The organism is Marinobacter sp. DSM 26671 (assembly GCF_900112835.1).
In the GTDB taxonomy this organism is placed as follows: Bacteria; Pseudomonadota; Gammaproteobacteria; order Pseudomonadales; family Oleiphilaceae; genus Marinobacter; species Marinobacter flavimaris.
Genome location: NZ_FONF01000015.1, coordinates 72,777 through 98,154 on the forward strand (window position 1 = coordinate 72,777; position 25,378 = coordinate 98,154).

Below are 25,378 nucleotides of genomic sequence, written 5' to 3' on the forward strand. Positions count from 1 at the left end.
GCTCAGGCCTCCCCCGCCGCCAGTGACCGTCCGGCAAGACGACGAAGCACTAAAGGCGTAAAGAAGCCAGCCGTGCAGATCAGGAAGCCATAGGCGTTCACGCCCAGCAACATGGCGTATTTGCCATCGCCAATGGCCCAGCTTGCTGGAATCAGCCCAACCGCAAGCAAGACCCCGAGCCCCAGGCCGGTCCAGAAACTCAGATGGAAACTCCACGGCGACCACTTGGTGAAACCGTAGAACAGGAACACCGGCGCCAGCCCCATGACCATCGTCCCGGAGATGGTCGTGGCCTTGAGGATATCGGTGCCGGCGAACATCGGCAGGTTGCCCAGGAAGGCAAAGATCACCATCACGACCGCACCCACCCGCATGCTCGGCAGCTTGTCAGAGGCACGTTGCGCCAGCCTGGGCAGATCTACCGCCAGCGACTTGGCCAGCGACGTGAAAGTGGAATCCAGGGTGGACCCCGCCGACGTCATCATGACCACGCTCATGAAGAACAACGCTGCCAGGCCCAGAGACTGGCCCACGGCAGCAGGCGCGTTGCCCATGGCCTCAATGCCGTTAAGACGGGCGTGAACACCCACCAGACTGAAGATAAACACCGCCACGAAGCCCAGTAGCCCGGCCACCACAAAGCTCTTCAGCATGGTCTTTTCCTTGTTCACAAAGCCCCGGTCGGTCAGCACCGGATCGTGGAACGGATAACTGAACAGCTGCAGCAAAGCCACCAACAGCAGGTCAAAACCGGCGTTGAGCCGGAACTCACCATTGGTCAGCAAGGCGCTGGTATCGTTGGCCGGAATGATCAGGAACAGCACCGCTCCCACAAAGAACACAAACACGAAAGCCTGAATCACATCGGTGAAAATCGAAGACCGCAGCCCACCCTTCAGGCTGTAGGCCAGAGTAAACACCGTAAACAGCATCGCCGCCGCGTAATACTCCCACTCACCGGGCAACCCGAAATAACCGCCCACCACCGCCGTATTACTCCAGACTTCGTTATAAAGCCGGATCAGAATCGCCGCCGCAAACGCCAGACTGGCCAGCCGGCCAAAGCGGGAGGTCAGAAAATCCTGCAGACTCCGCGCCCCGGTCTGGGTTCGGATCAGGTAAATCACATACCCCGCCACAGGAATCGACAGCCAGTAACTGGCATAGGCCAGACCGCCCACCACGCCATAAGCCGCACCCAGGTTCGCCGCATTGGTCACCGACTTGGCAAAGATCCAGCTGATAAAAATACTGGCCGTAAGCGACCACTGCCCCACCGGGTTACCCTGGTCATCGGCGCCTTTATAAAAAGAATTCGCGTTCTTGCTCCTGGGCGACAGCCAATACATCACCACGCCGTAGACCAGCAGGAATCCCCAGAACAGGGAGGCCTCTGTGAAGTTCATGTTTTCTTACCTTGTTCTTTGTCGTTTAATCCGGGGTTTTTCCCGGGTTTCTGGTTTGGGTGCCTTTCGGGACAGGCCGGTAGGGATTTCAAAAAAACGCCCGTGAACCCATCCATGGGGGGCTTGGTCGCGCCGTCCATGGCGCTCCACATTTTTTGAAATCCCTACCGGCCTGCCCCTTGTTCAACTTCCGTTCTGGTTTCCCCGGCGAAGGAGATAGCCAACAACCGAATAGCAAAGCCGTACCCGCGGTCTGGGTGGTGAGGTTATTTTCCCGCCAGGAAAAAGATGTCTGAGCGAAGCGAGTTGTTTTTCCCAAGGGAAAATAACGTCACCTCCCAGGCCGCCAATGACCAGCAATCAGTCCTGAGCGGCCCTACACCAGAATCAAGCCGGCGCCGAACAACTAGCCCCAAAGCGGTAACAGGAAAAACACCGGTGATGCCGCAACATAATGCGCTCATCCATACTCTCGGTCAGCGTCCCCCCCAGGTCATACTGCGGGTCATCGTCCACCAAAGTGCAGGCATACACCCGAACCTCATCGCCCTTCTTCACCAGCATCCGGGTATAGGTGCACATGAAATGAGAGCGAGCCTCCTTGGTCGGATACTTCTCCATGCAGGTCTCGGTAATCTCCGGGCTGCCGTCTTCCGAGCCTGGCGTACCCAGATCCGGAAATGCGGTGAATGCCAGGTTCTCCGGAATGCCCCACTCCCGGAAGATGTCACGGAACGCGGCTTCGACATCTGCCGGAATTTCCTCCGGATCGGTCTGGCGGGCAATGGACACCTTGAAGCCCTGATCGACCAGCCAGCGGATGCCCTGCAAGGCCTCATCAAAGCTGCCGTCACCGCGGTCCTTGTCGTGACGGGCCCTGTCCGGGAAGTCCAGGCTGACCCGGAAATGAATCGGGTAGGGGTTATCCAGCAAAGGCAGCACCTGATGCTGTCGCTTGTGCAGCGGCTCGGTGGCGTTGGTCAGCACGAAGCAGGGCCGGTGCTGGCTGGCGTAATTCAGAATATTGACGAAGTCCCGGATCACGAAGGGCTCACCACCGGTGAAGGAAAACTGCTCCACCCCCATGTCGATGGCTTCGTGGATAAACGGCTTCACGTCACTGAGCTTCATGCCCGGAATGCGGCCATCGCCGGGGTGCGAACCTTCCAGGCAAAACGGACACGCCAGATTGCAGGCGGTGCCGGTGTGGATCCAGAGCTCTTTGAGCTTGTCTGCATCGATGTAACCCCGGGGGTCGCCGTTGCGAGTGTGGGTCCAGCTATCACGGGCCCGGGGTTCCAGGACTTCAACGGCCGGAATTCGATTTTTCCGGGCCGGTCTGGCTTCAGTCAGGGGCATAGATGCTCCTCGGTGTATTCGTGTTTTTCCCACGGCGCCAGCCGTGCAGTTTCTCCAGCAGCTTCAGAATGCCTTCAGGGGCATGAGCGCGCTTCCATTCGCCGGCAGCGTATTTCGCCGACTCGTTCCAGGTCGGGTACGGGTGAATGGTGCCCAGGATCTTGTTCAGGCCCAGGCCATGCTTCATGGCCAGGGTGAATTCGGCCAGGATTTCCCCGGCGTGGCTGCCAACCACCACGGCGCCCAGGATCTTGTCCTTGCCCGGCGGGGTCAGCACCTTGATAAAACCATGATCCTCACTCTCGGCAATGGCACGATCCAGATCATCCAGCCCGTAGCGGGTCACTTCGTAGGCCACGCCCTGCGCGGTTGCCTCGGCTTCACTGAGTCCCACCCGCGCCACTTCCGGCGAGGTAAAGGTCACCCAGGGCATTACGCGGTAGTCTACCTTGAAGCGCTTGAACTGCCCGAACAGACCGTTGACCGCCGCGTACCAGGCCTGATGGGCCGCCGCGTGGGTGAACTGGTATGGACCAGCCACATCGCCGCAGGCAAATACGTTCGGGTACCTCAGGCTCATGTCTTCCTCTACCGGTACGGTTCCGTTCGGCAGGGTATCCACACCAATCCGCTCCAGGTTCAGGCCGGCGGTGTTGGCTGCACGGCCAACAGCAACCAGAACCTGGTCGAAAGGAATGCGCACCCGCTCACCCTCGTGCTCGCAGTAGGCAACTTTCTCTCCTTCCTCCATACGGAACTCGGCAGCAGCATGTTTCAGGCGGACATCCACGCCGTCTGCCTGGAACTGCTTCAGAACCAGTTCAGAGACATCCTCATCTTCCTTGGCCAGCAAGCGCTCGCCCATCTCCACCTGGGTCACCTTGCTGCCCAGTCGGGCAAAGGCATGGGCCAGCTCCGAACCGATCGGGCCACCGCCCAACACCAGCAAGCGCTCGGGCTGCTCCTGCAGTTCCCACAGGTTATCCGAGGTTAGCGGCTCCATGTCCTTCAGGCCGGGAATCGGTGGTACCGCCGGCTTGCCGCCGGTGGCCACCACAATGCTGCGGGCGGTCAGGCGTTCGGTGCGGCCGTCATTGTGCCGGACCTCTAGCTCCCAGGGCGACACGAAGCTGGCTTCGCCGGCAATGCAGTCCACACCCAGCTTGCGGTATCGCTCCGGCGAATCGTGGGGCTCCACTTTCGCGATGACATCCTTGACCCGGTTCATGATGTTCTTGAACGAGCCTTTAACGGGCACCGATTCCAGCCCGTACCGGTTGGCATGGCGCAGGGTGTCCGCCGCCTTGGCGCTGCGGATAAGCGCTTTGGAGGGCACGCAGCCGGTATTCAGGCAGTCGCCACCCATCTTGTGCTTCTCTATAAGAGCCACCTTGGCTTTCACGGCTGCGGCAATGTAGGCCGAGACCAGACCGGCAGAGCCACCGCCTATGACCAGAAGGTTGTAATCGAAATGTTCGGGCTTCTGCCAGCCGGCGTACACTTTGCGGCGGCGGATAAAGCCCACCACAAATTTGGCAATCAGCGGGAACAGACCCAGCAGCGCGAAGGAGAGCAGTAGATCGGCCGAGACGATGTCGCCGGTGGACTGGATCTGGCCCAACTGGGTACCCGCATTCACATAAACAAAGGTGCCGGGCAACATGGCGATCCAGCTTACCAGCGCATAGGTGCGCAGCTTCATGGCCGTCAGGCCCATGGCCAGGTTGATCAGGAAGAAGGGAAATACCGGCACAAGCCGCAGGGTTGCAAGGTAGAAGGCGCCGTCTTTTTCAATGCCGCGATCCATCTTCGCCACGGTTTCGCCATACCGTTTTCGAAGCGTGTCTCGCATCAGGAACCGCGCCACCAGGAAAGCAAGCGACGCACCGATAGTTGAAGCAACGGAGACGGCTGCCAGACCGTAGAGATTGCCGAAAAACGCACCACCAGCCAGAGTCATGATGGTAGCGCCTGGCAGAGAAAGCGCTGTTACCACGACATAAACAACAACGAAGCCCAGCACCGCAACCAACAGATTATGATCGATCCAGTTACCGAGGGACTGTTGGTTTTGCTTCAGGTTCTCGAGAGTCAGAAGCTCGCTACCACCACTGGCAATAAACCCGACAACCACAGCCGCAATCAACGCGACCAGAATCCATTTCTTGAGTGTCATGAAATAATCCTTTCTACCTTGAACGTGATAACGAAGAGACACCCCAATCCCGGAAGTGTTACATCAAACCTTGGGCTCAGTGTTCGTTACCGGCTTACCGTTGTTGTACGTCGTTCGGCAACGCATTGTGTCAACGATTGCTCATGAATATCTAACAATTTGATTACACCGCCTACCGAATACGCCGGGAACTTATCGACCGATTTCCAAACTTACTGCTATTCTTGAACAATTGCTCATAAAAGGGAACGGTCATGACTGACTCAAGTCGGGAAAAGGAGATAGAACTGATTCAGGGCTTGAAAACGGGTGATAATGATTCTTTTCAGGAAGCAGTACGTGCCTACACCCCCGGCATGTTAGCAGTCGCCCGGTTCTATCTGGATCATTCCAGTGCAGAAGAAGCCGTTCAGGATTGCTGGGTTAAAGTTATTGATGCGATCCATGGCTTTGAAGGTCGTTCAGGTTTAAAAACCTGGTTGCACCGGGTTGTTGCCAACCGTTGCAAGAATCAGCTTCGATCGGCCAAGCGAGAGGTTCCTTCCGATTTTTCGGGGGCCTTGGAGCCGGCGCTGTCGGACCGATTTAACGCCAAAGGCCAATGGGATCTGCCGCCCAAACTGCAGTTTCACGACTCTGCCGACACCCTGATGGAAAACGGCGCCCTCAGCGATTGCCTGGACAAGCACCTCTCTGCGCTGCCGGAGACCCAGCGTTCTGCCCTGATGCTTTATGAGGCCCACCAGCACAAATCCGATGACGTCTGTAACATTCTGGACGTCAGTGCCTCTAATCTGCGTGTACTTTTGCATCGAGCGAGGCAAAAGATCTTTCTGATGGTGGAGAATTTCCAGGAGACCGGCGAATGCTGATGTGCAGGGATCTCGCGGTAATTGCCAGCGACTATATTGATGGCGAGCTGCCTGTTCTCCAGAACATGTCAGTCAAAATGCACCTGATGATGTGCAAGGACTGCCGGACCTTTATCGGCAATCTGCGGGCAAGCACCGACATGTTAAAAGCACATTCCTCTGGCGAGACAGACGAGGAGCTTATCCGCAAGATTGACGAACGGGTGGCCGAGGCGCTAAAAGAGGGTCCCCGCGATTCCACAAACCGAGGCCCGAAATGATCAAAGTCAGTGTGATGTATCCGAAAACCGCAGAAAGCACCTTTGACCTTGCCTACTACCGAGACACGCACATGGCGTTGGTCCGCGACAGGCTGGGCGATGCCTGCAAGCGCACAGCCATCGAATCCGGGTTGGCCGGCGGCGCCCCGGGAGAGGGCCCCACTTACATTGCCATGGGCCACATGTATTTTGACTCTGTTGCCGATTTCCAGACCGCCTTCGGCCCCCATGCCAAGGAAATTCTTGGCGACATCCCGAACTTCACCAACGTTCAGCCAACGGTCCAGATCAGCGACGTTATCGAATAATCCTTCAGGTCGGACTCACAAACCGGACATCAAGGATCTCCCATGGTCAGCAATCTCCCTCCCGAAAGAAAAGGCGCCATCACCGCTGCTCTGGCAGGCGGCTGGGTCGCAGACGCAGCCAGCCTGGGTTTGCACTGGCTCTACAACAGCGAGCGCATTCTGGAGGTGGGTGGACAGTCGCCCGAATTCCTGCCTCCACGAGCCGAGTACTACACAAAGGGATTCGGTTACTTCGCTCACGAGGGGAAACAGGTTGGCGATGTGAGTCACTACGGCGCAGCCACCGGCGTGCTGACCGACAGCTTACTGGCCACCAACGGCAATCTGGACATCCGCGATTACCAGCGCCGGTTTCGTTCGTTCTTTGGGCCCGGTGGCCAGTGGCGGGGATTCATCGATAACCCGACACGGATCACGCTGGAGAATTTCAATGCGATCGAGCGCAAGGCGGTCGAGGAGGCGCAGTCCGGCATGCCGGATGATCTTTCCGACAAACAGAAGCGGATTCTGGTGCAGAAGGTCATGCCCTACACCCGCCGTCTGAGCGGCAGCGCGCTTGCGCAGCCGGTGCGGGAGGCCATCAGCCTGACGTACAAGGAAAAGGCCATTCAGGACGCCGGCGTTCATCTGGCGGAAACCATCGACCGCAATCTGGTACCGGCGAGTGGCGCCGACGACATGCAGTTGCCTGCGGTGTCCAAGCTGCCGCCACTCGTTGCCGCCCATAGCGGAAGCACAAACCTCCTGGACGTTGTTGAAGCAGCCGTGCGGGTTACCAATCACAACGACGAGGCCGTTGCCTGGGCAAAGTGTGCAGCGGTGCTTCTGGACGGGCTATTCAGGGGCGAGCCTCTTGCCAAGGCAATGAATTCGGCCATCGACGAAGCACCCGATCAGGCGTCCCTCAAACGGGCACTTGAGAGCTCGGAACTGAACGGCGTTGCTGCCGGTGACACGTTTGGCCGCACCTGTTACCTGCAGGAAGCCATGCCGGTCAGCTTTCACATTCTGAACACGGCCCGGAGCTACACCGAAGCCATCCGCGCCAACATTCATTGTGGTGGTGACTCCTGCGGTCGAGCCTGGCTGATTGGCCCGGCCATGGCCGCCATGCACGGTGTTGGCGGTGAGAACGGCATTCCTCTGAGCTGGCTCGCCAGGGTAACGGATGCTGCGACCGTCTATCAGGATATCGAGTCGCTTGTGGGAAATTGAGAATCTGCAGCGGGCATCAGACCCTTCCATCCAGCTGCAGCCAGCGAGCCAGACGGGAATGTGGGCGATGCCGCAGGTAAAGGGGCAACGTGCTCATGACCAGCAATACCGTAGCTGCCGCTATAACGGTCAGGGTGGGGTTAAGCTCGAGGGTATGCCCCAACCCGGCAAACACAAAGGTCATGGGTAACATTCCAATAACCGTTGCCAAGGCGTAACGCCAAAGGTGTATCGCCGTCACTCCGGCGGCATAGCTGATCAGGGCGAAGGAGAACACCGGGATTAACCGGGTGAGGAGGACTGCAATAAACAGGAACCGCTGTGACCCTCTGGCCGAGAATACCGGGTTGTTTTCGAGCTTCTGCTGAACAGCATCGCGACCAAGCACTCGCGCCAGATAAAAGGCAATCAGCGAACCCGCCAGTGCACCGGCTACCGCGATTGCCGTTCCGTTGAACATTCCGTAAACCAGGCCGGACGCCGCACTGATCGGCAACGTGGGTATTGGCCCGACCACGACAGCAAGAACCATCAGGAGCATCAGTAATACCGGCCCAAGAGTCCCCTGACTGGCAAACCAGTCGGACAGCACCGTTGGTGCAAAGCTGGCAGGCATGCCCAGTTGCCGCAGCAGAAGCCAGATCATGGCCATCAAAAACGCGACAATGGCAAGAAAGGAGAGACGGAAAACCAGCGGCGATCGGGTCATCCGGCTATTCTACCCGCTCATCAGGTAACAGGAAGCACAGCCGGTGCCTCGATAAAATAAAAAGGGCCGGATGTCTTACCAACATCCGGCCCTTGGGCACGCTCTCTCAAGCGTAATCTGCGATCAATTTCGTGATACTTCGATTAACGCCAGCCCACACGGTCGAAGATCTTCACCGCTTCCGGATTGTTGGTGCCCAGTACGCTCACATTGATGTCATCAATGTTCAGGTTGCCCCAGGAATCCAGCACCGGATTCTTCAGTACACCGTCTACCGCCGGGAACTCGTGATTGCTCTCAGCGAAGATCTGCTGGGCGGTATCGGAGGACAGGAACTCCAGGAACCGGACAGCGTTGTCGCGGTTAGGCGCGGTAGCCACCACACCCGCACCACCGATGTTGGCGTGAACACCACGGCCATCCTGGTTCGGGAAGATAATGCCAACCTCCCGGGCCACTTCACGGTCTGCAACATCATCAGAGTTCAGCAGGCGCGCGTAGTAGTAATGGTTGCCAACCGCCAGGTTGCATTCACCGGCAGCCACAGCACGGATCTGATCGGTGTCGCCACCCTGGGGATCACGGGCCATGTTATTGACTACGCCCTGCGCCCACTCCTCAGCGCCTTCTTCGCCGTGGTACTCAACGAGGCTGGCCAGCAATGACTGGTTGTAGATGTTGCTGGAGGACCGGATGCAGATCTCGCCCTTGAATTCCGGCTTGGCCAGGTCCTCGTACTGACTGATCCGGGAAGGATCAAAGTCTGAACGATCGTAGTAGATCACGCGCAGACGCTGACTGAAGCCGAACCAATGCCCTTCCGGATGACGCAGGGAATCCGGCAGACGGCTGTTCAGAACTTCCGAATCCACCGGCTGGAAGATGCCTTCCTGGTCGGCTCGCCAGAGGTTACCCGCGTCAACGGTAATCAGGATATCGGCCGGGCTGGCGACACCTTCTCGCTGGATTCGCTGGATCAACGCATCGGACTTCCCCTCAATCAGGTTGACCTTGATGCCGGTCTCCTCGGTGAAGGCGTTATAAATTGCCTGGTCCGAATCGTAGTGCCGCGCAGAGTACAGGTTGACTTCACTCGCGGAGACACTCGTTGCTGCCAGTGTTGTTGCCAGGGCAGCGGCTGCCAACTTCGCTTTATGAGATACCACGGGATCTCTCCTTGGTTGCTAATTACTATTGCAGGTGAAAACGATTAGTATTTAGATGCGATTTAAACGAACCCGGGCATAGAAGTCAATAAATAGGAATCAGTCGCTTTTACGTATTCAATACACAATCAGACGCAACAAGCTTACAATTGCACCTCCACTGGAGTTTGAACCGGGAGGCTGGATCGGCACCATGAGCATTTATCAGGAAAGCCCAACCTACAGCGACCAACTCGAGAACGGCCTGTCGGGCCCGTCATTGATGCTTGACCGCGTGCATTGCCAATTCCATGGCGATAGCGTTGTCAAAGACATCAACCTGCATCTGGAAGCAGGCGAGGTTGTCTGCCTCCTCGGCCCTTCTGGCTGCGGCAAAACAACGCTGCTGCGTATCGCTGCAGGCCTCCAGACGCCGTCCCGCGGCAAAGTCTTTCTCGGCAGCTCCCTGGTTTCGGCACCCGGTGGCGTGCAGGTACCCCCGGAAAAGCGGAATGTGGGCCTGGCATTCCAGGAATCTGCACTCTTCCCCCATCTGACGGTGCTGGAGAACGTCTGCTTCGGCATCAGCTCCATGCCGAAAAAGCAGCAACGTACGCGCGCACTCGAACTGTTGGGGCGCCTGGGCATGGCCGATGCCGCCAATGTTTACCCACATACCCTCTCAGGTGGTCAGCAGCAGCGGGTAGCCCTGGCCAGGGCCCTTGCTCCGTCGCCACGGGTCATGCTGCTGGACGAACCATTCTCCAGCCTCGACGCCCGGCTGCGCGACCAGATTCGGGACGATACACTGCATGTGCTGAAAGAGCTGAACACGGCCACTCTTCTGGTTACTCATGACCCGGAGGAAGCCATGTTCATGGCAGATCGGATCGCACTGATGCGAGACGGAGAGATCGTGCAAACGGGAACTCCTACAGACCTTTACTGCAATCCTGCCGAGCCGTTCGTGGTCAACTTTTTCGGGCAGGTGAACGAACATCGCGGCGTTGTCCACAACGGCGTGGTGACAACGCCATTGGGCCACCTGGAAGCTAAAGGTTTTGAGGACGGCAGCAGCGCTAGAATTCTGATCCGTCCGGAGGCGGTCAAAGTCAGGCAACTTGAAGGACAGGCCGGTGATGACCGCACCAGCCATGTTCTGATGTCCCGACTGCTCGGCCCGACCAGTCTGTTGCATATTTGTGCTCACGGGCCGGACGGGCAGGAAATGCACCTGCATGCAAAAGTGCCCGGGGTGTTTCTGCCGGAAGAGGGACAGGCTGTCTCGCTTGAGCTGGATATGTCGCAGGTTTTTCTGTTCGCCGAGTAAACCGTGGCTACCCCGTTTTACTTCCCGGGCGGGACCGACGCATCGCCAGGCTCAGAATGACCACGGGAATGATCCCGACCACAACAATGGCGAGGGAGGACATGGCCGACTCGGCCAATCGCTCGTCAGAGGCCAGGCTGTAGGCACGGACCGCCAGGGTATCGAAGTTGAACGGCCGGAGTATGATGGTCGCCGGCAACTCCTTCATCACGTCCACAAACACCAGTATACCGGCCGCCAGCAGGCTACTGCGCATGATCGGCGTATGAACCTTGCGCAAGGTACCACCGGCGGTTTGACCGAGGGTTCGCGCAGCTGCGTCCATTGAGGGCGTAACCTTCCCCAGACTGGCCTCAACCGTATTGAAGGAGACGGCCAGGAATCTCACCGTGTAGGCGTAGATCAGGACAAAAGCGCTGCCACTGAGTACCAGACCCACCATGAAACCAAAGTTGTCACGAAGAAAGAGATTGAGCTTCTGATCCAGCCAGGCCAGCGGAATCATGATGCCCACGGCAATGACAGACCCGGGGATGGCATAGCCCATGGCCGCAATCCGGTTCGCACTCCGGACCCAGGAGCTGGGATTCAGCCGTGCGCCGTAACTCAGCATTACAGCAAGCGTAACGGCAACCAGCGCCGCGCTTGAGGCGAGTATCAGACTGTTGAACGCGAATTCCAGAAAACGCGTCCCGAAAAGGCTGTCGCCGGTCGTAATCGCCATTTCCAGCAGAATCAGGGCCGGAACAATAAAACCAATAAGAACAGGCAGGAAACACACTGCAAAGGCGAGCGCAGCCTGACCTGAATTCAGCGAATACTCGGGCAATGCCTGGTACCGTGCCGAGGTATGGTATTGCTTGCCACCGCGGGAAACGCGTTCCAGAACAACAACAAGAACCACGAACACCAGCAGGCAGGCTGCGAGCTGAGCCGCTGCAACCGGCTCACCCAGGCCAAACCAGGTCCGGTAGATTCCGGTGGTGAAGGTATCGACGCCAAAGAACTGGACTGCCCCGAACTCGTTCAGTGTTTCCATCAGGACCAGCGAAACGCCGCCGATGATCGCAGGACGGGACAGCGGCAGAGCAATGCGTTTGAACATACGCCATGGCCCCAGGCCCAGAGTGCGGCCAACATCAAGTGCACTTACCGACTGCTCCATGAACGACGCCCGGGCAAGCAGGTACACGTAGGGGTAGAGCACCATGGTAATCAGCAGGGCAGCACCGCCCAGGGACCGGATATCCGGAAAGTAATAGTCGCCAAACTCCCAGCCGAACCAGTCGCGCAAGGCGCTTTGTAGTGGCCCCGCAAACTGCAGGAAATCCGTGTAAGCATAAGCAATAACGTAGGTTGGCACCGCCAGCGGCAGCAGAAGGGCCCACTCGAACAGCCGCCTGCCGGGAAACCGGCACATAACCACCAGCCAGGCGCAGGCAGTGCCAATCAGGGTGGTTCCTACAGCCACAGAGACACTGAGCACCACGGTGTTACTGAGGTATCTTCCAAGAACCGTGCTGACAAGGTGTTGCCAGACTTCACCGGACGGGAAAAACACATGGGCAAGGATGACCAGCACTGGCATCGCAACCAGCAGGGCGATCACGAGGGTGCTGACCGTCCAGGCATTGAAACGACGCGCGCGATGACTGGCGGCGCCGGTTCCGGGGCCAGCGCCAGCAAAACCGCTTGTCTGTGATGTCGTATGTTCAGCCATAAAGCCTATGAAGGGCTGGTAGGGACACGGAGTATAAGGGATACGATGGCGTTATGAAAAATAGCCACCCTGAAGGAGGGATATTGAAGCCTCGATCGGCCTGAGCGAGTGCCAGGGTGGGCGACCGAGGTCGCCGCACACCTCTGCTCAGCTGACGAGCCGGTTGACCTGCTCCACGAACGCTGTGGGCAGGGCATCAATCACCGGCCGGGCGTCTCCACACACATCCGGATGCGGGGCGTCAGGCTCTCTGGCCAGAACATTGGGGTTTTCCGACCAATGCAGCAGCTCCAGTGTGCCGTTCTCCTGCTCCACCAGCGCCGTGCAGTGTTCTACCCAATCGCCGTCATTGCAGTAAAGACCATCTTCGCTGCGCAGGAAGCCGGCGGAGTGGATGTGGCCGCAGATGAAACCGTCGTAGTTGCCCTTTTCCGCGACCGTCAGCGCCGCCAGTTCAAACCGCCGGATGAACGTGCGCGCCTTGCCGATTCTGCTCTTTACCCAGGCTGCGAGCGACCAGTAAGGCTTGCCCTTGAGCCGGCGCCAGGCGTTGAACCAGCGGTTCAGGCGGAGCAGGATACCGTGGGCACGGTCACCGACCAGAAGCATCAGTGGGCTGCATCGCACCACCTGATCAAACTGGTCGCCGTGGCAGACCATGAAGCGTCGACCATCAGCCGTGGTATGCACAGCTTTGTACTGCAGTTCAATTCCGGCAATGGTCTGGCCGCAGAACCGGCGCAGGAAATCGTCGTGGTTACCGGGCACATAGACCACCCGCGTTCCACTGGCCGCCAGCTCAATGACTTTGTGAATGACGGCCTGATGGGAATCCGGGAAGTGAACCCGTCGCTGCATCGCAATCAGGTCGATGATATCGCCCACCAGATACAGAGTTTCGCAGCGGACCTGGTTCAGGAAATCCAGCAGATACTCGGCCTGGCAGTCAGCCGTGCCCAGGTGCACATCGGAAATGAAAACGCTCCGGTAGCTCCGCATCTTGCCTCCCGTCTTTCAAGTATTCCGGATGCTGACACCTTGGCAAGACCGGGTGACGGGGACATGACAACAACAAGACACTTCTGTGACGTTCAGAAAGGAATCAGGGGGAGGGAACGATGGCTATCCGGTAACCGATTGGGTTACCGGAATATCACTGCTCGGTGTCTGAATCCGTTAGCGCAGGTCCGGATTCAGGGTGTAGGTACCCGTCACCCGGGCGCTGGCCAGTACGTGACCTGCCATGGCTTCGCGCACATCGTTACCATCGAACTCGCCATTCAGGGCAAGGGTATCCACATCCAGTGCATGCACCTCGAAGTGGTAGTGATGGATGATCTCATCGTTCCAGGGCGGACAGGGACCATCGTACCCGGCGTAGGTGCCGTTCATGTCGGGATTGCCCGCCAGGAACTGGGTGTAATTGTTCACGCCGCGGATACCGATGGGACCGGGCCCCGGCTCCTTGCCCTTGGGAATCACGCCATCGCTGTCTTCGCCTTCCGGAATCCGGGTGGTGCCGGCAGGCACATCCACCAGCAGCCAGTGGAAGAAGTCGACGCGGGGAATATCTTTTGAAACCGTCTTGCCTTCCTGGTTCACATCATCCGCAACGCTGGGCACGTCCGGATCGAACATCATCACCACGAAGCTTTTCGTGCCCTCTGGCGCATCGTCCCAGACGATCTCGGGATTCCGGTTGGGGCCGAAACTCATGTGATCTTCTTCACTGTAGACCCCGAATGCGAATTTCTCCGGAATCGGCTGGCCTTCGTCTATGCCTTCAACTTGTAGTTTCACGGCGTTGCCTCCTGTCGTTTTTAGCCTTGGGCTCATTGACTGTGTCTGGGACAGTCTCATTCTGTGATAATACGTTTTTAACACAAAATCGATTGAACTGACCACGGAGCCCCGATGAGCCAACAGAAGCCCGGCAAGCCGCAAAAACCCGCGAACCAGAAAGACGAGGATGCGGTTGCCTTCGCCCAGGGTATTTTCGAACTGGCCCGCAACGGCGGTGCCGGACCTCTGAGCGTGATGCTGGATGCCGGCGTCCCGGTGAACATGCGCACCAGCGACGGCGAGACCCTGCTGATCCTGGCCAGCAAGCACGGCCACCCGGAAACGGTACGTCTGCTGCTGGAAAAAGGGGCCGATCGCGAAGCGAAGGACAGCAACGGCAATACCGCTCTGTCGCTGGCAAAAACCGACAGCGTAAAGCGCCTGTTCGAAGAATCCGGCCAGTAAGCCGGCATGTTCAACAAAGGCGAGATTATTCATCATACCCGGGATGCCCTGGGCAGTATCCTGGTGGTCGATTACCGCAAACACCGGGTGCTCACCTTCAATTCGGTGTTCGAGCAGAGCAAGATCGACCGTCGCTATCCCTATCTGCCAGTACACGAGTACAACCGGGCCATGATGCTGCCGGCGGTCTTTGCCAACCCCCGCCACGTCACCATACTGGGCCTGGGCGGCGGCGTGATGGCCGGCGCATTTCACCATCTCTATCCCGCATGCCGGATACACGCCGTAGAACTTCGTCAGGCGGTACTGGATACGGCCAGGGAGTTTTTTGACCTGCCCGACAGTGAGCGCCTGGAGGTCACCATTGCCGATGCCCGGGATGCCCTGGAAAAGCTGCCGGAGGCGAGCACGGACATGATCCTGGCCGACCTGTATAACGCAGACCGGATGAGCCCTGCCCAGGCCCAGAAGCAGTTCGTTGATGAATGCACGCGGGTGCTGACCGACGATGGCTGGCTGGTGCTGAACTACCACAGAACACCGGATGTCGAAGGGGCCTACTTCCGGCGGCTCAAGCGGCACTTTGCGGTGCTTCTGGGTTTCCGAAGCAAGAGCAACAACACCGTGGTTTACGCCAGCAAACAGCACTTCCAGTCCGTACATCCGAAAGACCCGGTGTTGGCGGAACTGGAGAACCGGCTACCAATAGACTGGCGTCGTTTGATGGCGAAAGTCAGCCGGATGGAGTGAGGTCGCTCACAACCACTTTTCCCCGGGGCCCTGATAGTCCTGAAAAGCCCTATGCAGGCGATCTGGCTGGTCGGTCCGGATCAGCATGTCGATGTATTGTTGCTGCAAAAAACCGGCACGTTCCATGTTCTCCGCCATCGCCAGCAACGGGTCAAAAAACCCGTTGACGTTGTAGATGGCACAAGGCTTCTGGTGCAGCCCCAACTGGCCCCAGGTCCAGGCTTCGAACAGCTCTTCCAGCGTGCCAATACCACCCGGCAATGCGACAAAGCCGTCGGCCAGATCCGCCATCAGGGCCTTGCGCTCGTGCATGTTTTTGACCACATGCAGCTCGGTCAGGCCGGAGTGGGCCAGCTCACGATCCCGCAGATGCTCCGGGATGACCCCGTGGACCCGGCCGCCCGCGGCCAGGACAGCATCCGCCACAACACCCATCAGGCCGACGTGCCCGCCACCGAACACCAGCTCAATGCCATTTCGACCGAAGTAATCACCTAACTCCCGGGCCTTGTCCGCGTAAAGCGGATCATTTCCGGACCGGGAGCCGCAATAAACCGCGACCTTCATTCACCGTCACCAATCTTGTCCTGGGTTTGGGTCTCGAAATCACTGGCGTCGTGACGCTCGTGCAGCTGGCTGCTCGGCTCACCCCAGGCCCGGTTGACCATGCGGCCACGCCTGACCGCCGGACGCTGGGCAATCTCATCGGCCCAGCGAATGACGTTGGTGTAGGTGTGGGCTTCCAGGAACTCGGCCGCGTCGTACACCTTGTTTTTCACCAGGGCACCATACCAGGGCCAGATCGCCATATCGGCGATGGTGTATTCGTCGCCGGCGATGTATCGATTGTTTGCCAGCTGACGGTCGAGCACATCCAGCTGGCGCTTGACCTCCATGGTGTAACGGTTGATCGGATACTCATAGTATTCCGGCGCGTAGGCGTAGAAATGACCAAAGCCGCCACCGAGCATGGGCGCACTGCCCATCTGCCAGAACAGCCAGTTCATGGTCTCCGCGCGTCCGGCGATGTCACTGGGCAGGAACGCCCCGAATTTTTCCGCCAGGTAAAGCAGGATGGACCCGGATTCGAACAGGCGGATGGACGGGGTGACACTGTGGTCCATCATGGCCGGGATCTTGGAGTTGGGGTTCACTTCCACAAACCCGCTGCCAAACTGATCGCCCTCGGTAATCCTGACGAGCCACGCATCGTACTCGGCGTCCTTGATACCCAGCTCCAGCAGCTCCTCCAGCATCACCGTTACTTTCACGCCGTTGGGCGTCGCCAGCGAATAAAGCTGCAACGGATGCTTGCCAACCGGTAGCGCCTTGTCGTGGGTCGGACCGGCGATCGGGCGATTGATACTGGCAAACCGACCTCCGCTCTCAGAGTCCCATTTCCAGACTTTGGGTGGCGTGTAGGTAGCGTCGGTCATGGCATTTCTCCTCACAAAGTAGCATTCAGCTGGCTCCGAGGTCGCATTGAGCCCGGGGCCGAAAACTCTAGCATGGAAGTTCAAACAAAAAGAACCACAGGAGTACCCCATGGCAGGGCGCATCGTGCTCCTTCTTGCCTGTCTGTTTTTAGTGCCCCCGGTTCACGCCGAGCTGTCAGACAGCAAGCGGGCGCTGATTCAGGAGCTGTTTCCCTCGGCAACGGTCATTGAAGACAAGCTGCCCGATTTTCCCGTGTACCCGGTGTATCAACTCCAGGAACTGCTTGGCTATGCCTACGAAACCGCAGACCATAGCCGCCTACAGGGCTTTGCCGGCAAACCGATCAGCATGCTGATCGGCCTCGACAGCAAAGGGCGTTTCACCGGCATCAAGGTGCTGAATCACCACGAGCCGGTTTTTCTCCATGGCCTGGGCGAAGGCCCCCTGTTCGACTTTGTAGACCAATACGAAGGGCATTCGTTACAAGAGCAGATTATTGTCAGCACCTCCAACTCCAGCCGTTCCGGACGAACCAGCGACGGCAACGTGGTGCACTTTGACGGTGTCAGCAAGGCCACGGTTTCGGTCCTGATCATCAACGACACCGTGCTCTCTTCAGCCCTCAAGGTGGCCCGCAAGAAACTCGAGGGCTTTGCCCAGAGCGCACCCACACGGGCGAAACCGGATTTCTACCAGCCCATGTCCTGGCAGCAACTGGTGGATCGCGGTTACATCGGACACTGGCAGATTGCTGCCGAATCCATCGAGGCCGAGCTGGGCCGGCCTCTTTCAGACTACCCCATGGACATCGAACCCGCAGACGGCGAACCTTTTACCGAGCTTTTCTTCGCCTACATCAATTCGCCCATGGTGGGACGGAACCTGCTTGGAGACGATGGCTACCAGCGACTTATGGAACGGCTGGATGATGGCGCACAGGTTCTGGCCGTCATGTCCCGCGGCGCCTTTCCCCATGTTTCCCGCGAGTTCGTCCCCGGCAGTTCTCCCGACCGTGTCGGCCTTACCCAGAACAACCTTGCCGTGGAGATGCGCGACCTGAACCTGCTGGACCAGAATCTAGATTTCCGGGCGGCCGGCATCCCGTCATTCGATGCCGGAAACCTGTTCCGCGTGGGCGGTAACGCCGGTTTTAACCCAGGAGCGGAAGCCAATCTGAAGCTCAATGTCGAACTGGCCCGCAATCACCTGATGGTGGACCGCACATCCCTGAATATCCCGGTTCGGTTCAACGAAGAACTGTTCGAAACCGTCGAGGTTGCTCCCAACCCGGAGGACACCCGTCAACCGGTCTGGATCGGCCTTTGGAAAGAACGTTGGTGGCAGATTTCACTGCTGGTAATCGGCCTGACCGTTCTGACCGTGTTCTTCGCCCGCCAGAAAACCCTGAGCCGCAACCCGAAGCTGGTACACCGGTTCCGCTGGGGATTCCTGTTTTTCACTTTGTTTTTCATTGGCTTCTACGCCCAGGGCCAGCTTTCGGTGGTTAACATCTACACCCTGTTCCTGGCGATCTGGGACGGTTTCTCTCTCAATGTTTTCCTGCTGGATCCGATCATCTTCATACTCTGGATCTACACCTTCGTGACCCTGTTCATCTGGGGCCGGGGCCTGTTTTGTGGCTGGCTCTGCCCGTTTGGCGCCCTGCAGGAAATGGCCGCCTGGCTTGGCGAAAAACTGAAATTCCGCCAGATCAAGGTGCCCGAGCACTGGCACCGGCGACTGATTCTGCTCAAATATCCGATCCTGCTGGCTCTGGTGGGCACCGCTTTCTACTCCCTGACCGTCGCCGAAAAAATGGCGGAGGTGGAACCATTCAAAACCAGCATAACCCTGTTTTTCGTTCGCTCCTGGCCCTTCGTTCTCTACGCCGTCGGCCTGCTTGTGATCGGCATGTTCATCCACAAATTCTACTGCCGCTACCTGTGCCCGCTGGGCGCCGGCCTCGCGGCGCTCGGCCGGTTACGCTTGTTCAGCTGGCTGGACCGGGTTGAGCTCTGTGGCAACCCCTGCCAGCACTGCAAGAATGAGTGCGGTATCAATGCCATTCGCAAGGATGGCCGGATCGATTACGACGAATGCATTCAGTGCCTGGAATGCGTCGTTATTCTCGAGGACGACACCCGGTGCGTCGACAAGCGGCTCGAGACCAAAAAACGATCAAGACAGGCGAACATACTGGCAACGGACGCGGGCTGACCCGTCCCGTTGCCGCGAAGCCCGGATTATTGCTTATTCTGCCATTCAAACTTCTTGAACGGCTCATCAACGGGCGTCTCCGCAATGTGGTTGACGTAGTTACTCATGACTTTCTGGGACAACACCAGAATCACTTCCAGTACCTGGCGGTGCTGGTAGCCCGCTTTATAAAACGCGTCCAGATCCTCTTTGCTGACATTGCCGTGTTTGCGCATGACTGCGAGAGTGAAGGTTCTCAGCGCCTCGAGCTTGTCGCTCGGCAGCGGCGTTTCGTCCCGCAGTGCATTGGTAATGTCGTCAGACACGTCCATCATTTTGGCAATCCCGGTATGGGCCGGGACGCAGTAATGACAGGCGTTTTCCACGTTGATGGTCTGCCAGACGACGGTCTTTTCATCATTATCAAAGCTGCTGTCCAGCACCAGTTGATGCAGTTGCTGGTAACCCTCGAGGATGCCCGGCGCCTCCGCCATGACCGCGTGCAGGCCAGGAATCATGCCGAACGCCTTGAGCGAGTTGTCCAGCAATGGTCTGGATTTCTCCGGTGCAGTGTCTTTGTCGTGAAGGGGGAAATCTGTCATTGCCAACTCCTTTATTGAATGTTTGCTCAATTAATACTTCAGGCTGACTGTTATTGAGCGATCATTCAATATATAATTGAGCGGTCATTCAAATCACTACGATGGTGAATTGTTGTTATGGCCAGACACGCACGCTATGACCGAAAAACCGCTCTGGAAAAGGCCGTTGGCCTGTTCTGGGAGAAGGGCTATCACGGCAGCTCCATGAAGCAGATCGAGCAGGCCCTCGATATGCGGCCGGGCAGCATCTACGCCACGTTTGGCAGCAAGGACGGTCTGTTTTCAGAAGCACTGGCCGCCTATGCGGAACAGGGCGGCCGGGAGTTGGCCGTTCACCTCAAGGGTTTTGATTCCATTGTTGACGGCCTTCAGGACTATCTACGCGGCATCGCCTGCAGTTGCGGAGACGGAAGCGCGGCACCCTCACGAGCCTGCATGATCGTGAAAACGCTGCTGGAATCCAGCAATACGCATTCGGCCCTGGCGGACCAGGCTAACAGCATTCTAGCCGCGATCGAGGGATCTCTTGCAGACCTGGTAGAGCAGGCTCGGGTGAAAGGGGAGCTGGCGCAATCCGTAGACAGCCGTCGACTTGCCCGGCTCCTGCAGGCGCAGATCATGGGCCTGAGATCCATGGGTGAACGCAATCTGGATCCGCAAGCCATGAAAGACCTTGGTGACGATATGGCCGCCATCCTGGACGGGTATCGCACCCAGCATTAAACCCGCTTTTCCTTCTGCGGCTCCGGCGAGCGCGCCACCCACAGGTTCGCGAGCGCCAGGCCGGAAGGAAACAGCACTTCCGTAGAATTGTACCCACAGGTCCGGGCGCGTTAACATTATTGCCCGGCTCAGGCCCCGCCCTGTTTCCCGATCGAATTCCGGCTTCTCGTCTGGTTCCGAGTGAGGACAGCCAAGCATTCTCGCCTGAAGAGTCCTTGGCTCTCTTCACTTACAGGTCTGATTGGTATGGACAACCTTCATCACATTGTTGTGGTCGGCGGTGGCGCCGGCGGTCTCGAACTTGTTACCAGCCTCGGGAACAAACTGGGTAGAAAGGGAAAAGCCAGAATCACGCTGGTGGATTCCGGTCTGACCCACGTCTGGAAACCCCTGCTGCACGAAGTTGCCTCCGGTTCCCTGGATGCCAGCGCGAACGAGATCAACTACCGCGCCCATGCCCGCAAACACCATTACGAATTCCAGCTCGGCCGCATGAGCGGACTGGACCGCGATAGCAAGAAAGTGGTCATAGCCCCGTTCCACGATGTCGACGGTACAGAGGTCGTTCCCGAACGCCATATCCCCTACGACACACTGGTGATTGCCGTGGGCAGCACCGCCAACGACTTTGGCACGCCCGGCGCCCAGGACAACTGCCTGTTCCTGGACAGCCTCAAACAGGCCCGGCGCTTCCACAACCTGATGCTCAACGCCTTTCTGCGCAAGAATCACGAGGCGTTGCAGGGGGCTGAGCATACCCTGAATATCAGCATCATCGGCGCGGGTGCCACCGGTGTGGAACTGGCAGCAGAATTGCGACTGGCGTCCCGCGAGCTGCCGGTGTACGGCATGAACCACCTTCAGCCCTCGGACGTTTCCATTTCCGTGATCGAGGCCGCTGACCGCATTCTTCCCGCCCTGCCTGGCCGGCTGTCTGCGGCGGCCACCAGGGAGCTGGAACACCAGCGGGTGAAAGTACTGACCGGCCAGCCGGTGAGTGAGGTACGGCCCAGTACGGTCGTGATGAAAGACGGCACCGAATTACCCTCGGAAATGACCATCTGGGCAGCGGGCATCAAGGCCCCGGCCTTCCTGGCCGAGCTGGAAGGTCTGGAGGTGAACCGGAGCAATCAACTGGTGGTGGAACAGACCCTGCAAACCACCCAGGATGCCAATATCTTCGCCTTCGGCGACTGCGCTGCCTGTCCGCAACCGGATTCCGACCTGCCGGTTCCCCCCCGGGCCCAGGCTGCGCACCAGCAGGCAGACACCCTGTTCAAGACCCTCTGCAACCGCCTGGACAATGGCGAGGCGGTGCCCTTCGTCTACAACGACCACGGCTCGCTGATCAATTTCAGCCGCTACACCACCGTCGGCAATCTGATGGGCAACCTGTCCGGCCGCAGCATGTACATCGAGGGCAAGGTGGCCCGCATGTTCTACCTGTCCCTCTATCGGATGCATCAGGTAGCCCTGCACGGCATGTTCCGCACCGGGATTATCTGGCTGATGGATAAAATCAGCCGTGCCATGCAACCCCGACTCAAACTACACTAGAGATACAGTCGAGCGGCAATGAAGTGGAGCGGGTGAAGGGAATCTAACTTCTCATTACAATCAAATGTTTATATACATTTATCAGGTTCGTCATACAAGCTGCCATACAAGCCTGATCGGCCTGAATTTTTTGTTATTTTAGGTAACTTCGGGTACTGCGCCGTTCATCTGTAAACTCCTCAGAAAATAGTCGCGGTTAAGAGTGGGGCGTCATAACGATCGCAAAGGTCGCAAAGCGGACATTCAGGTTGAGGGCGAGTTCGCCATAGTCACTTGTTAAAAGTTTAGCGGCCGGATTTTTCCAACTCTGGGTGGACCTAATACGGGGTCAGGGTCAAAGGCGGTGTTTTTCAAGGTAGTTGGTGGCACTGTTCGTCCGTCTAAGCTGCGTTTTTTTCCACTATCAATTTTTCCGGGTTCAGCGTCAAAAGTTACAGCGGAACTGCTATCATTTTGGCTTTTGACGGATATGCCTCGGATAAGGATGACGAGGCGGTGCATAAGCTAGGGTCAGCAAAAGCCATAAAAAAACAATCAGGCGGGAAGCAGGTATGAGGATCAGGCAAGCATGTAGAGCAGGCCCATTGATGGCCGCGGCACTGGCATGGAATGGCGACGCAACCGGGCAGGATGATGCCGCAACCTCCGCGGAAACCCTGCCGTTTATCACGGTGACTGCGCCTCGGCTGTCACGGGATATCTATACTACCCCGGCGGCGGTTTCCGTCGTTAACCGGCGGGATATCCAGCAGGGCCAGCAGCGTATTCACCTGGACGAGTCCCTGGAATTTGTCCCTGGCCTGTATCTGCAGAACCGGGAAAACTATGCCCAGGGCCAGCGCATCTCCAGCCGGGGCTTCGGGGCGCGGGCGCCATTTGGTATTCGCGGCCTTCATATCCGGGTCGATGGCATTCCCTACACTTTGCCCGACGGGCAGGCCCAGATCGACGCGGTGGACCTGGCCAGCGCCGAGCAGATTGAAGTGATTCGTGGTCCTTCCTCGGTCCTATATGGCAACGCCGCCGGAGGTGTTATTGACATCACTACGGCGGATGGCCGTCGCATGCGGCAGTCACCGGTGATTGATCTGCAGGGTGGTAGTCACGGACTGAAGCAACTTGGCATCCGGGCTGGCGGTGAGCAGGGCGACTGGTTCTACTCGGCCAGTGCTTCTGCCCTGCAGTCCGATGGCTACCGAGAACAGAGCGAAGTGGAAAAATACCTGTTCAATGGCAAGCTGGGCTATCAGTTGGATGACCAGCGATCCCTGACCGTGCTGCTCAACCTGCTGGACACTCCGAAGGCGGAAGATCCGAGTGGTCTGAACCTCGAAGATGCCGAGGAAGATCCACGCCAGGCACGAGACATCGCCAAGAACATCGATTCAGGGCAGACCGTGGACCAGCAGTTGGTGGGTGCCCACTACAGCGACCAGGCCTTTGCGGGCGGCGCCCTGGATGCCCGGGTCTTCTACAGCTGGCGCGACTTCGAGCAACAACTGCCGTTCCCCGGCTCCAGCCTAATCAACTACAAGCGGGACTATTACGGCGGGAGTCTGGAATACAGTCGACAGGCCGACCTGGCAGGGCGTCCATTCAACTGGATCGTGGGCACGGACCTGGGCTGGCAGGAAGACGACCGCGGACGTCGCAGTGTTGATGTCACCGGAATGGTTACCGGCACGACGGGGGATGAGTTTCAGCAAGCTAGGAGCACAGGGGTCTTCGCACAGGGTGAGTGGGCGCTGACGGAAAAACTCGCCTTCAGTGCTGGGGTTCGACATGACCGGGTTGCCATGGAAATAGACGATGATTATCTGGGGGATGGCAGCGATGATAGTGGCGAGCGAACCTTTCGCGAATGGTCCGGTAGCGTTGGTCTGAGCTATCAGTACCGACCGGCCCACCAATGGTACGCCACCGTCGGCGATGCCTTCGAAACACCAACTTTCACCGAGTTTGCCCGCCCTGATGGCACGGGCGGCTTCAACCCTGACATAGAGCCCCAACAGGCCCGGAACTATGAAATGGGTGCCCGCGGGTTATTCGACATGGGGCTGGAATACGAGGTCGCTCTGTTTTCCATCAATGTCGATGACGAACTGATTCCATTTGAGAGCCCTGGTGGGCGTACCTTCTATCGGAACGCAGGCCGAACCTCCCGCGACGGTCTGGAGGCGGCGGTCCGTTATCCCTTCCTGCCTGCCTGGGAGGTCCGCAGCAGCCTGACCCTGGCCCGTTACGAGTTTGACCGCTACACCACCAGTGGCGGCGATGACTATGCCGGCAACGATCTGCCCGGGCTGCCGCAAACTCTCTGGAACGGCGCTTTGGCATGGCAGGGGCTGGGCGGTCGTTTCGCCGAAGTGGGTGCTCACTATGTCGGGGATTTCTATGTCGATGACGCCAACACCGAAGAGGTCGACAGCCACTGGCGGTTTGACCTGAGGGGCGGGGAAAGGTGGCACGTGGGTGGCGACACCACCGTGGATCTATATGGGGGTATTCGCAACCTCTTCGACGAGGACTACTACGAGAACGTGCGTATCAATGCCAGCTTCGAACGCTATTACGAGCCTGCGCCGGGGCGTACTTTCTACGCCGGTGTGAAAGTCGGATTCTAATGTTCAGTGCCAGAAGGGAGTGTCGCGGGACGAGGCCATGTAACGTTACGTCGACAGGTTGGAAGAACCCCGCAGCTGGCACTTTTCGCGCTGTTACTTAGTCGCTAGTGCCGGTGATTTGGATCCGGCCAATAGCACGCCCTCGGGCGATTACGTGACTTCAGTCACGGGCACCATCGCTGGTACATCACAGCTACAATGGCAACTACGGGCGTTAGTAATGCAATCACCCGACGAGAGCTCGACATGATTCTAGGCACAGCCACTGGTCAGTTCTCCTTTGCAGGCGGTTCTGGTGCCAACGACATGCCTGAATATGCAACGTGCATTTGATTAGTGAATTAGGATAAAACATCGTCTTGGGCAAGCTTAGCCTGATCTGATGCCCCTAGCCCGAATTTCTCATGAGGGGATAAAAGAAAGCGGCTGAAAGTGTTAAAATTTCAGGACCTTACACCATCAATCAACACCAACAACCGCTATCCAAAATGGTACCTCAAAAACTGACCTTCTCGCCACTTTCCCGCCGCCAGATTGAAACCGACTTCTCCGGAGGCCATATCACCTCCGATGCCGGCTTGCTGTTACTGCGCGAAGTCGACAAACAACACCGGTTAACCCAACGGCTGGCCGAGACTCTGACCGACCAGCGGGATCCCCGGATGATTCGTCATGAGCTCAAGTCCCTGGTCCGGCAACGGGTCTACGGTGTGGCCGGTGGCTACGAAGATCTGAATGATCA

23 protein-coding genes are annotated in these 25,378 nt (G+C 58.0%); 12 read left to right on the forward strand and 11 right to left on the reverse strand.

The genetic code is table 11. The features are described from left to right. Positions 1-2 precede the first annotated feature (2 nt). The 3 genes from BM035_RS15860 to BM035_RS15870 form a co-directional block, all read right to left on the reverse strand. Positions 3-1,406, reverse strand: a complete 1,404-nt coding sequence (locus tag BM035_RS15860) for a sodium:solute symporter family transporter (protein WP_014578974.1) — start codon at positions 1,404-1,406, stop codon at positions 3-5. A 387-nt stretch (positions 1,407-1,793) separates the two neighbouring features. After that, on the reverse strand, positions 1,794-2,765 hold the full coding sequence (locus BM035_RS15865) for a radical SAM protein (RefSeq protein ID WP_008176882.1): 972 nt from the start codon (positions 2,763-2,765) through the stop codon (positions 1,794-1,796). Then, entirely contained in the window at positions 2,752-4,941 is a 2,190-nt protein-coding gene (locus BM035_RS15870) for an FAD-dependent oxidoreductase (RefSeq protein WP_008176880.1), read from the reverse strand. Before BM035_RS15870 ends, BM035_RS15865 begins: the two co-directional genes overlap by 14 nt. 254 nt (positions 4,942-5,195) lie before the next feature. Here BM035_RS15870 and BM035_RS15875 point away from each other — a divergent pair, with 254 nt between their 5' ends. The 4 genes from BM035_RS15875 to BM035_RS15890 are packed head-to-tail and all read left to right on the forward strand — an operon-like array spanning position 5,196 to position 7,596. Then, on the forward strand, positions 5,196-5,813 hold the full coding sequence (locus BM035_RS15875) for an RNA polymerase sigma factor (RefSeq protein WP_092033090.1): 618 nt from the start codon (positions 5,196-5,198) through the stop codon (positions 5,811-5,813). Further along, the gene (locus BM035_RS15880; RefSeq protein WP_092033093.1) at positions 5,807-6,073 is read left to right on the forward strand and encodes a zf-HC2 domain-containing protein; all 267 of its coding nucleotides are present in this window, start codon (positions 5,807-5,809) and stop codon (positions 6,071-6,073) included. Before BM035_RS15875 ends, BM035_RS15880 begins: the two co-directional genes overlap by 7 nt. Continuing rightward, positions 6,070-6,381, forward strand: a complete 312-nt coding sequence (locus BM035_RS15885; protein WP_008176874.1) for an EthD family reductase — start codon at positions 6,070-6,072, stop codon at positions 6,379-6,381. Before BM035_RS15880 ends, BM035_RS15885 begins: the two co-directional genes overlap by 4 nt. 42 nt (positions 6,382-6,423) lie before the next feature. Beyond that, positions 6,424-7,596, forward strand: a complete 1,173-nt coding sequence (locus tag BM035_RS15890) for an ADP-ribosylglycohydrolase family protein (protein WP_008176872.1) — start codon at positions 6,424-6,426, stop codon at positions 7,594-7,596. A gap of 16 nt (positions 7,597-7,612) precedes the next feature. Here BM035_RS15890 and BM035_RS15895 read toward each other — a convergent pair whose 3' ends face one another. Next, complete coding sequence (locus BM035_RS15895) at positions 7,613-8,305, reverse strand: TVP38/TMEM64 family protein (RefSeq protein WP_008176869.1); 693 nt, start codon at positions 8,303-8,305, stop codon at positions 7,613-7,615. A gap of 143 nt (positions 8,306-8,448) precedes the next feature. Beyond that, the gene (locus BM035_RS15900; RefSeq protein ID WP_008176867.1) at positions 8,449-9,471 is read right to left on the reverse strand and encodes a Fe(3+) ABC transporter substrate-binding protein; all 1,023 of its coding nucleotides are present in this window, start codon (positions 9,469-9,471) and stop codon (positions 8,449-8,451) included. A 193-nt stretch (positions 9,472-9,664) separates the two neighbouring features. On the opposite strand from BM035_RS15900, the gene BM035_RS15905 reads away from it, so the two are divergent. Next, a complete protein-coding gene (locus BM035_RS15905) occupies positions 9,665-10,780 on the forward strand; it encodes an ABC transporter ATP-binding protein (protein WP_008176865.1) in 1,116 nt (371 codons plus the stop codon). A gap of 7 nt (positions 10,781-10,787) precedes the next feature. On the opposite strand, the gene BM035_RS15910 is transcribed toward BM035_RS15905, so the two are convergent. From BM035_RS15910 to BM035_RS15920, 3 genes are all read right to left on the reverse strand, one after another. Further along, positions 10,788-12,500, reverse strand: coding sequence for an ABC transporter permease (locus BM035_RS15910; RefSeq protein ID WP_008176862.1), 1,713 nt, complete (start codon positions 12,498-12,500; stop codon positions 10,788-10,790). A 147-nt stretch (positions 12,501-12,647) separates the two neighbouring features. Beyond that, positions 12,648-13,499: a UDP-2,3-diacylglucosamine diphosphatase gene (locus BM035_RS15915; RefSeq protein WP_092033096.1), complete on the reverse strand. Its 852-nt coding sequence runs from the start codon at positions 13,497-13,499 to the stop codon at positions 12,648-12,650. A gap of 177 nt (positions 13,500-13,676) precedes the next feature. Beyond that, positions 13,677-14,300, reverse strand: coding sequence for a YbhB/YbcL family Raf kinase inhibitor-like protein (locus BM035_RS15920; protein ID WP_092033098.1), 624 nt, complete (start codon positions 14,298-14,300; stop codon positions 13,677-13,679). Positions 14,301-14,414: 114 nt separating this feature from the next. On the opposite strand from BM035_RS15920, the gene BM035_RS15925 reads away from it, so the two are divergent. Both BM035_RS15925 and BM035_RS15930 read left to right on the forward strand, forming a co-directional pair. Further along, positions 14,415-14,747, forward strand: coding sequence for an ankyrin repeat domain-containing protein (locus BM035_RS15925; RefSeq protein ID WP_092033101.1), 333 nt, complete (start codon positions 14,415-14,417; stop codon positions 14,745-14,747). 6 nt (positions 14,748-14,753) lie between these two features. Then, positions 14,754-15,497: a spermidine synthase gene (locus tag BM035_RS15930; RefSeq protein ID WP_092033104.1), complete on the forward strand. Its 744-nt coding sequence runs from the start codon at positions 14,754-14,756 to the stop codon at positions 15,495-15,497. Between the two features lie 6 nt (positions 15,498-15,503). On the opposite strand, the gene BM035_RS15935 is transcribed toward BM035_RS15930, so the two are convergent. Next, on the reverse strand, positions 15,504-16,064 hold the full coding sequence (locus tag BM035_RS15935; protein ID WP_092033106.1) for an LOG family protein: 561 nt from the start codon (positions 16,062-16,064) through the stop codon (positions 15,504-15,506). Further along, positions 16,061-16,933: a glutathione-dependent disulfide-bond oxidoreductase gene (yghU, locus tag BM035_RS15940; protein WP_092033109.1), complete on the reverse strand. Its 873-nt coding sequence runs from the start codon at positions 16,931-16,933 to the stop codon at positions 16,061-16,063. The genes BM035_RS15935 and yghU overlap by 4 nt, the downstream gene beginning before the upstream one ends. A gap of 109 nt (positions 16,934-17,042) precedes the next feature. Here yghU and BM035_RS15945 point away from each other — a divergent pair, with 109 nt between their 5' ends. Continuing rightward, positions 17,043-19,151 carry a NosR/NirI family protein gene (locus BM035_RS15945; protein ID WP_092033111.1) on the forward strand — a complete coding sequence of 703 codons (2,109 nt, stop codon included), beginning with the start codon at positions 17,043-17,045 and terminating at the stop codon, positions 19,149-19,151. A 26-nt stretch (positions 19,152-19,177) separates the two neighbouring features. Here BM035_RS15945 and BM035_RS15950 read toward each other — a convergent pair whose 3' ends face one another. Next, positions 19,178-19,732: a carboxymuconolactone decarboxylase family protein gene (locus BM035_RS15950; RefSeq protein ID WP_092033114.1), complete on the reverse strand. Its 555-nt coding sequence runs from the start codon at positions 19,730-19,732 to the stop codon at positions 19,178-19,180. Between the two features lie 117 nt (positions 19,733-19,849). On the opposite strand from BM035_RS15950, the gene BM035_RS15955 reads away from it, so the two are divergent. From BM035_RS15955 to BM035_RS15970, 4 genes are all read left to right on the forward strand, one after another. Further along, entirely contained in the window at positions 19,850-20,455 is a 606-nt protein-coding gene (locus BM035_RS15955; protein WP_008176841.1) for a TetR/AcrR family transcriptional regulator, read from the forward strand. Positions 20,456-20,701: 246 nt separating this feature from the next. Beyond that, positions 20,702-22,012 carry an NAD(P)/FAD-dependent oxidoreductase gene (locus BM035_RS15960; protein WP_008176838.1) on the forward strand — a complete coding sequence of 437 codons (1,311 nt, stop codon included), beginning with the start codon at positions 20,702-20,704 and terminating at the stop codon, positions 22,010-22,012. Positions 22,013-22,599: 587 nt separating this feature from the next. Further along, complete coding sequence (locus BM035_RS15965) at positions 22,600-24,636, forward strand: TonB-dependent receptor family protein (RefSeq protein WP_217646356.1); 2,037 nt, start codon at positions 22,600-22,602, stop codon at positions 24,634-24,636. 488 nt (positions 24,637-25,124) lie between these two features. Continuing rightward, on the forward strand, positions 25,125-25,378 hold a 254-nt coding region (locus BM035_RS15970), incomplete at its 3' end, for a transposase (RefSeq protein ID WP_175497406.1).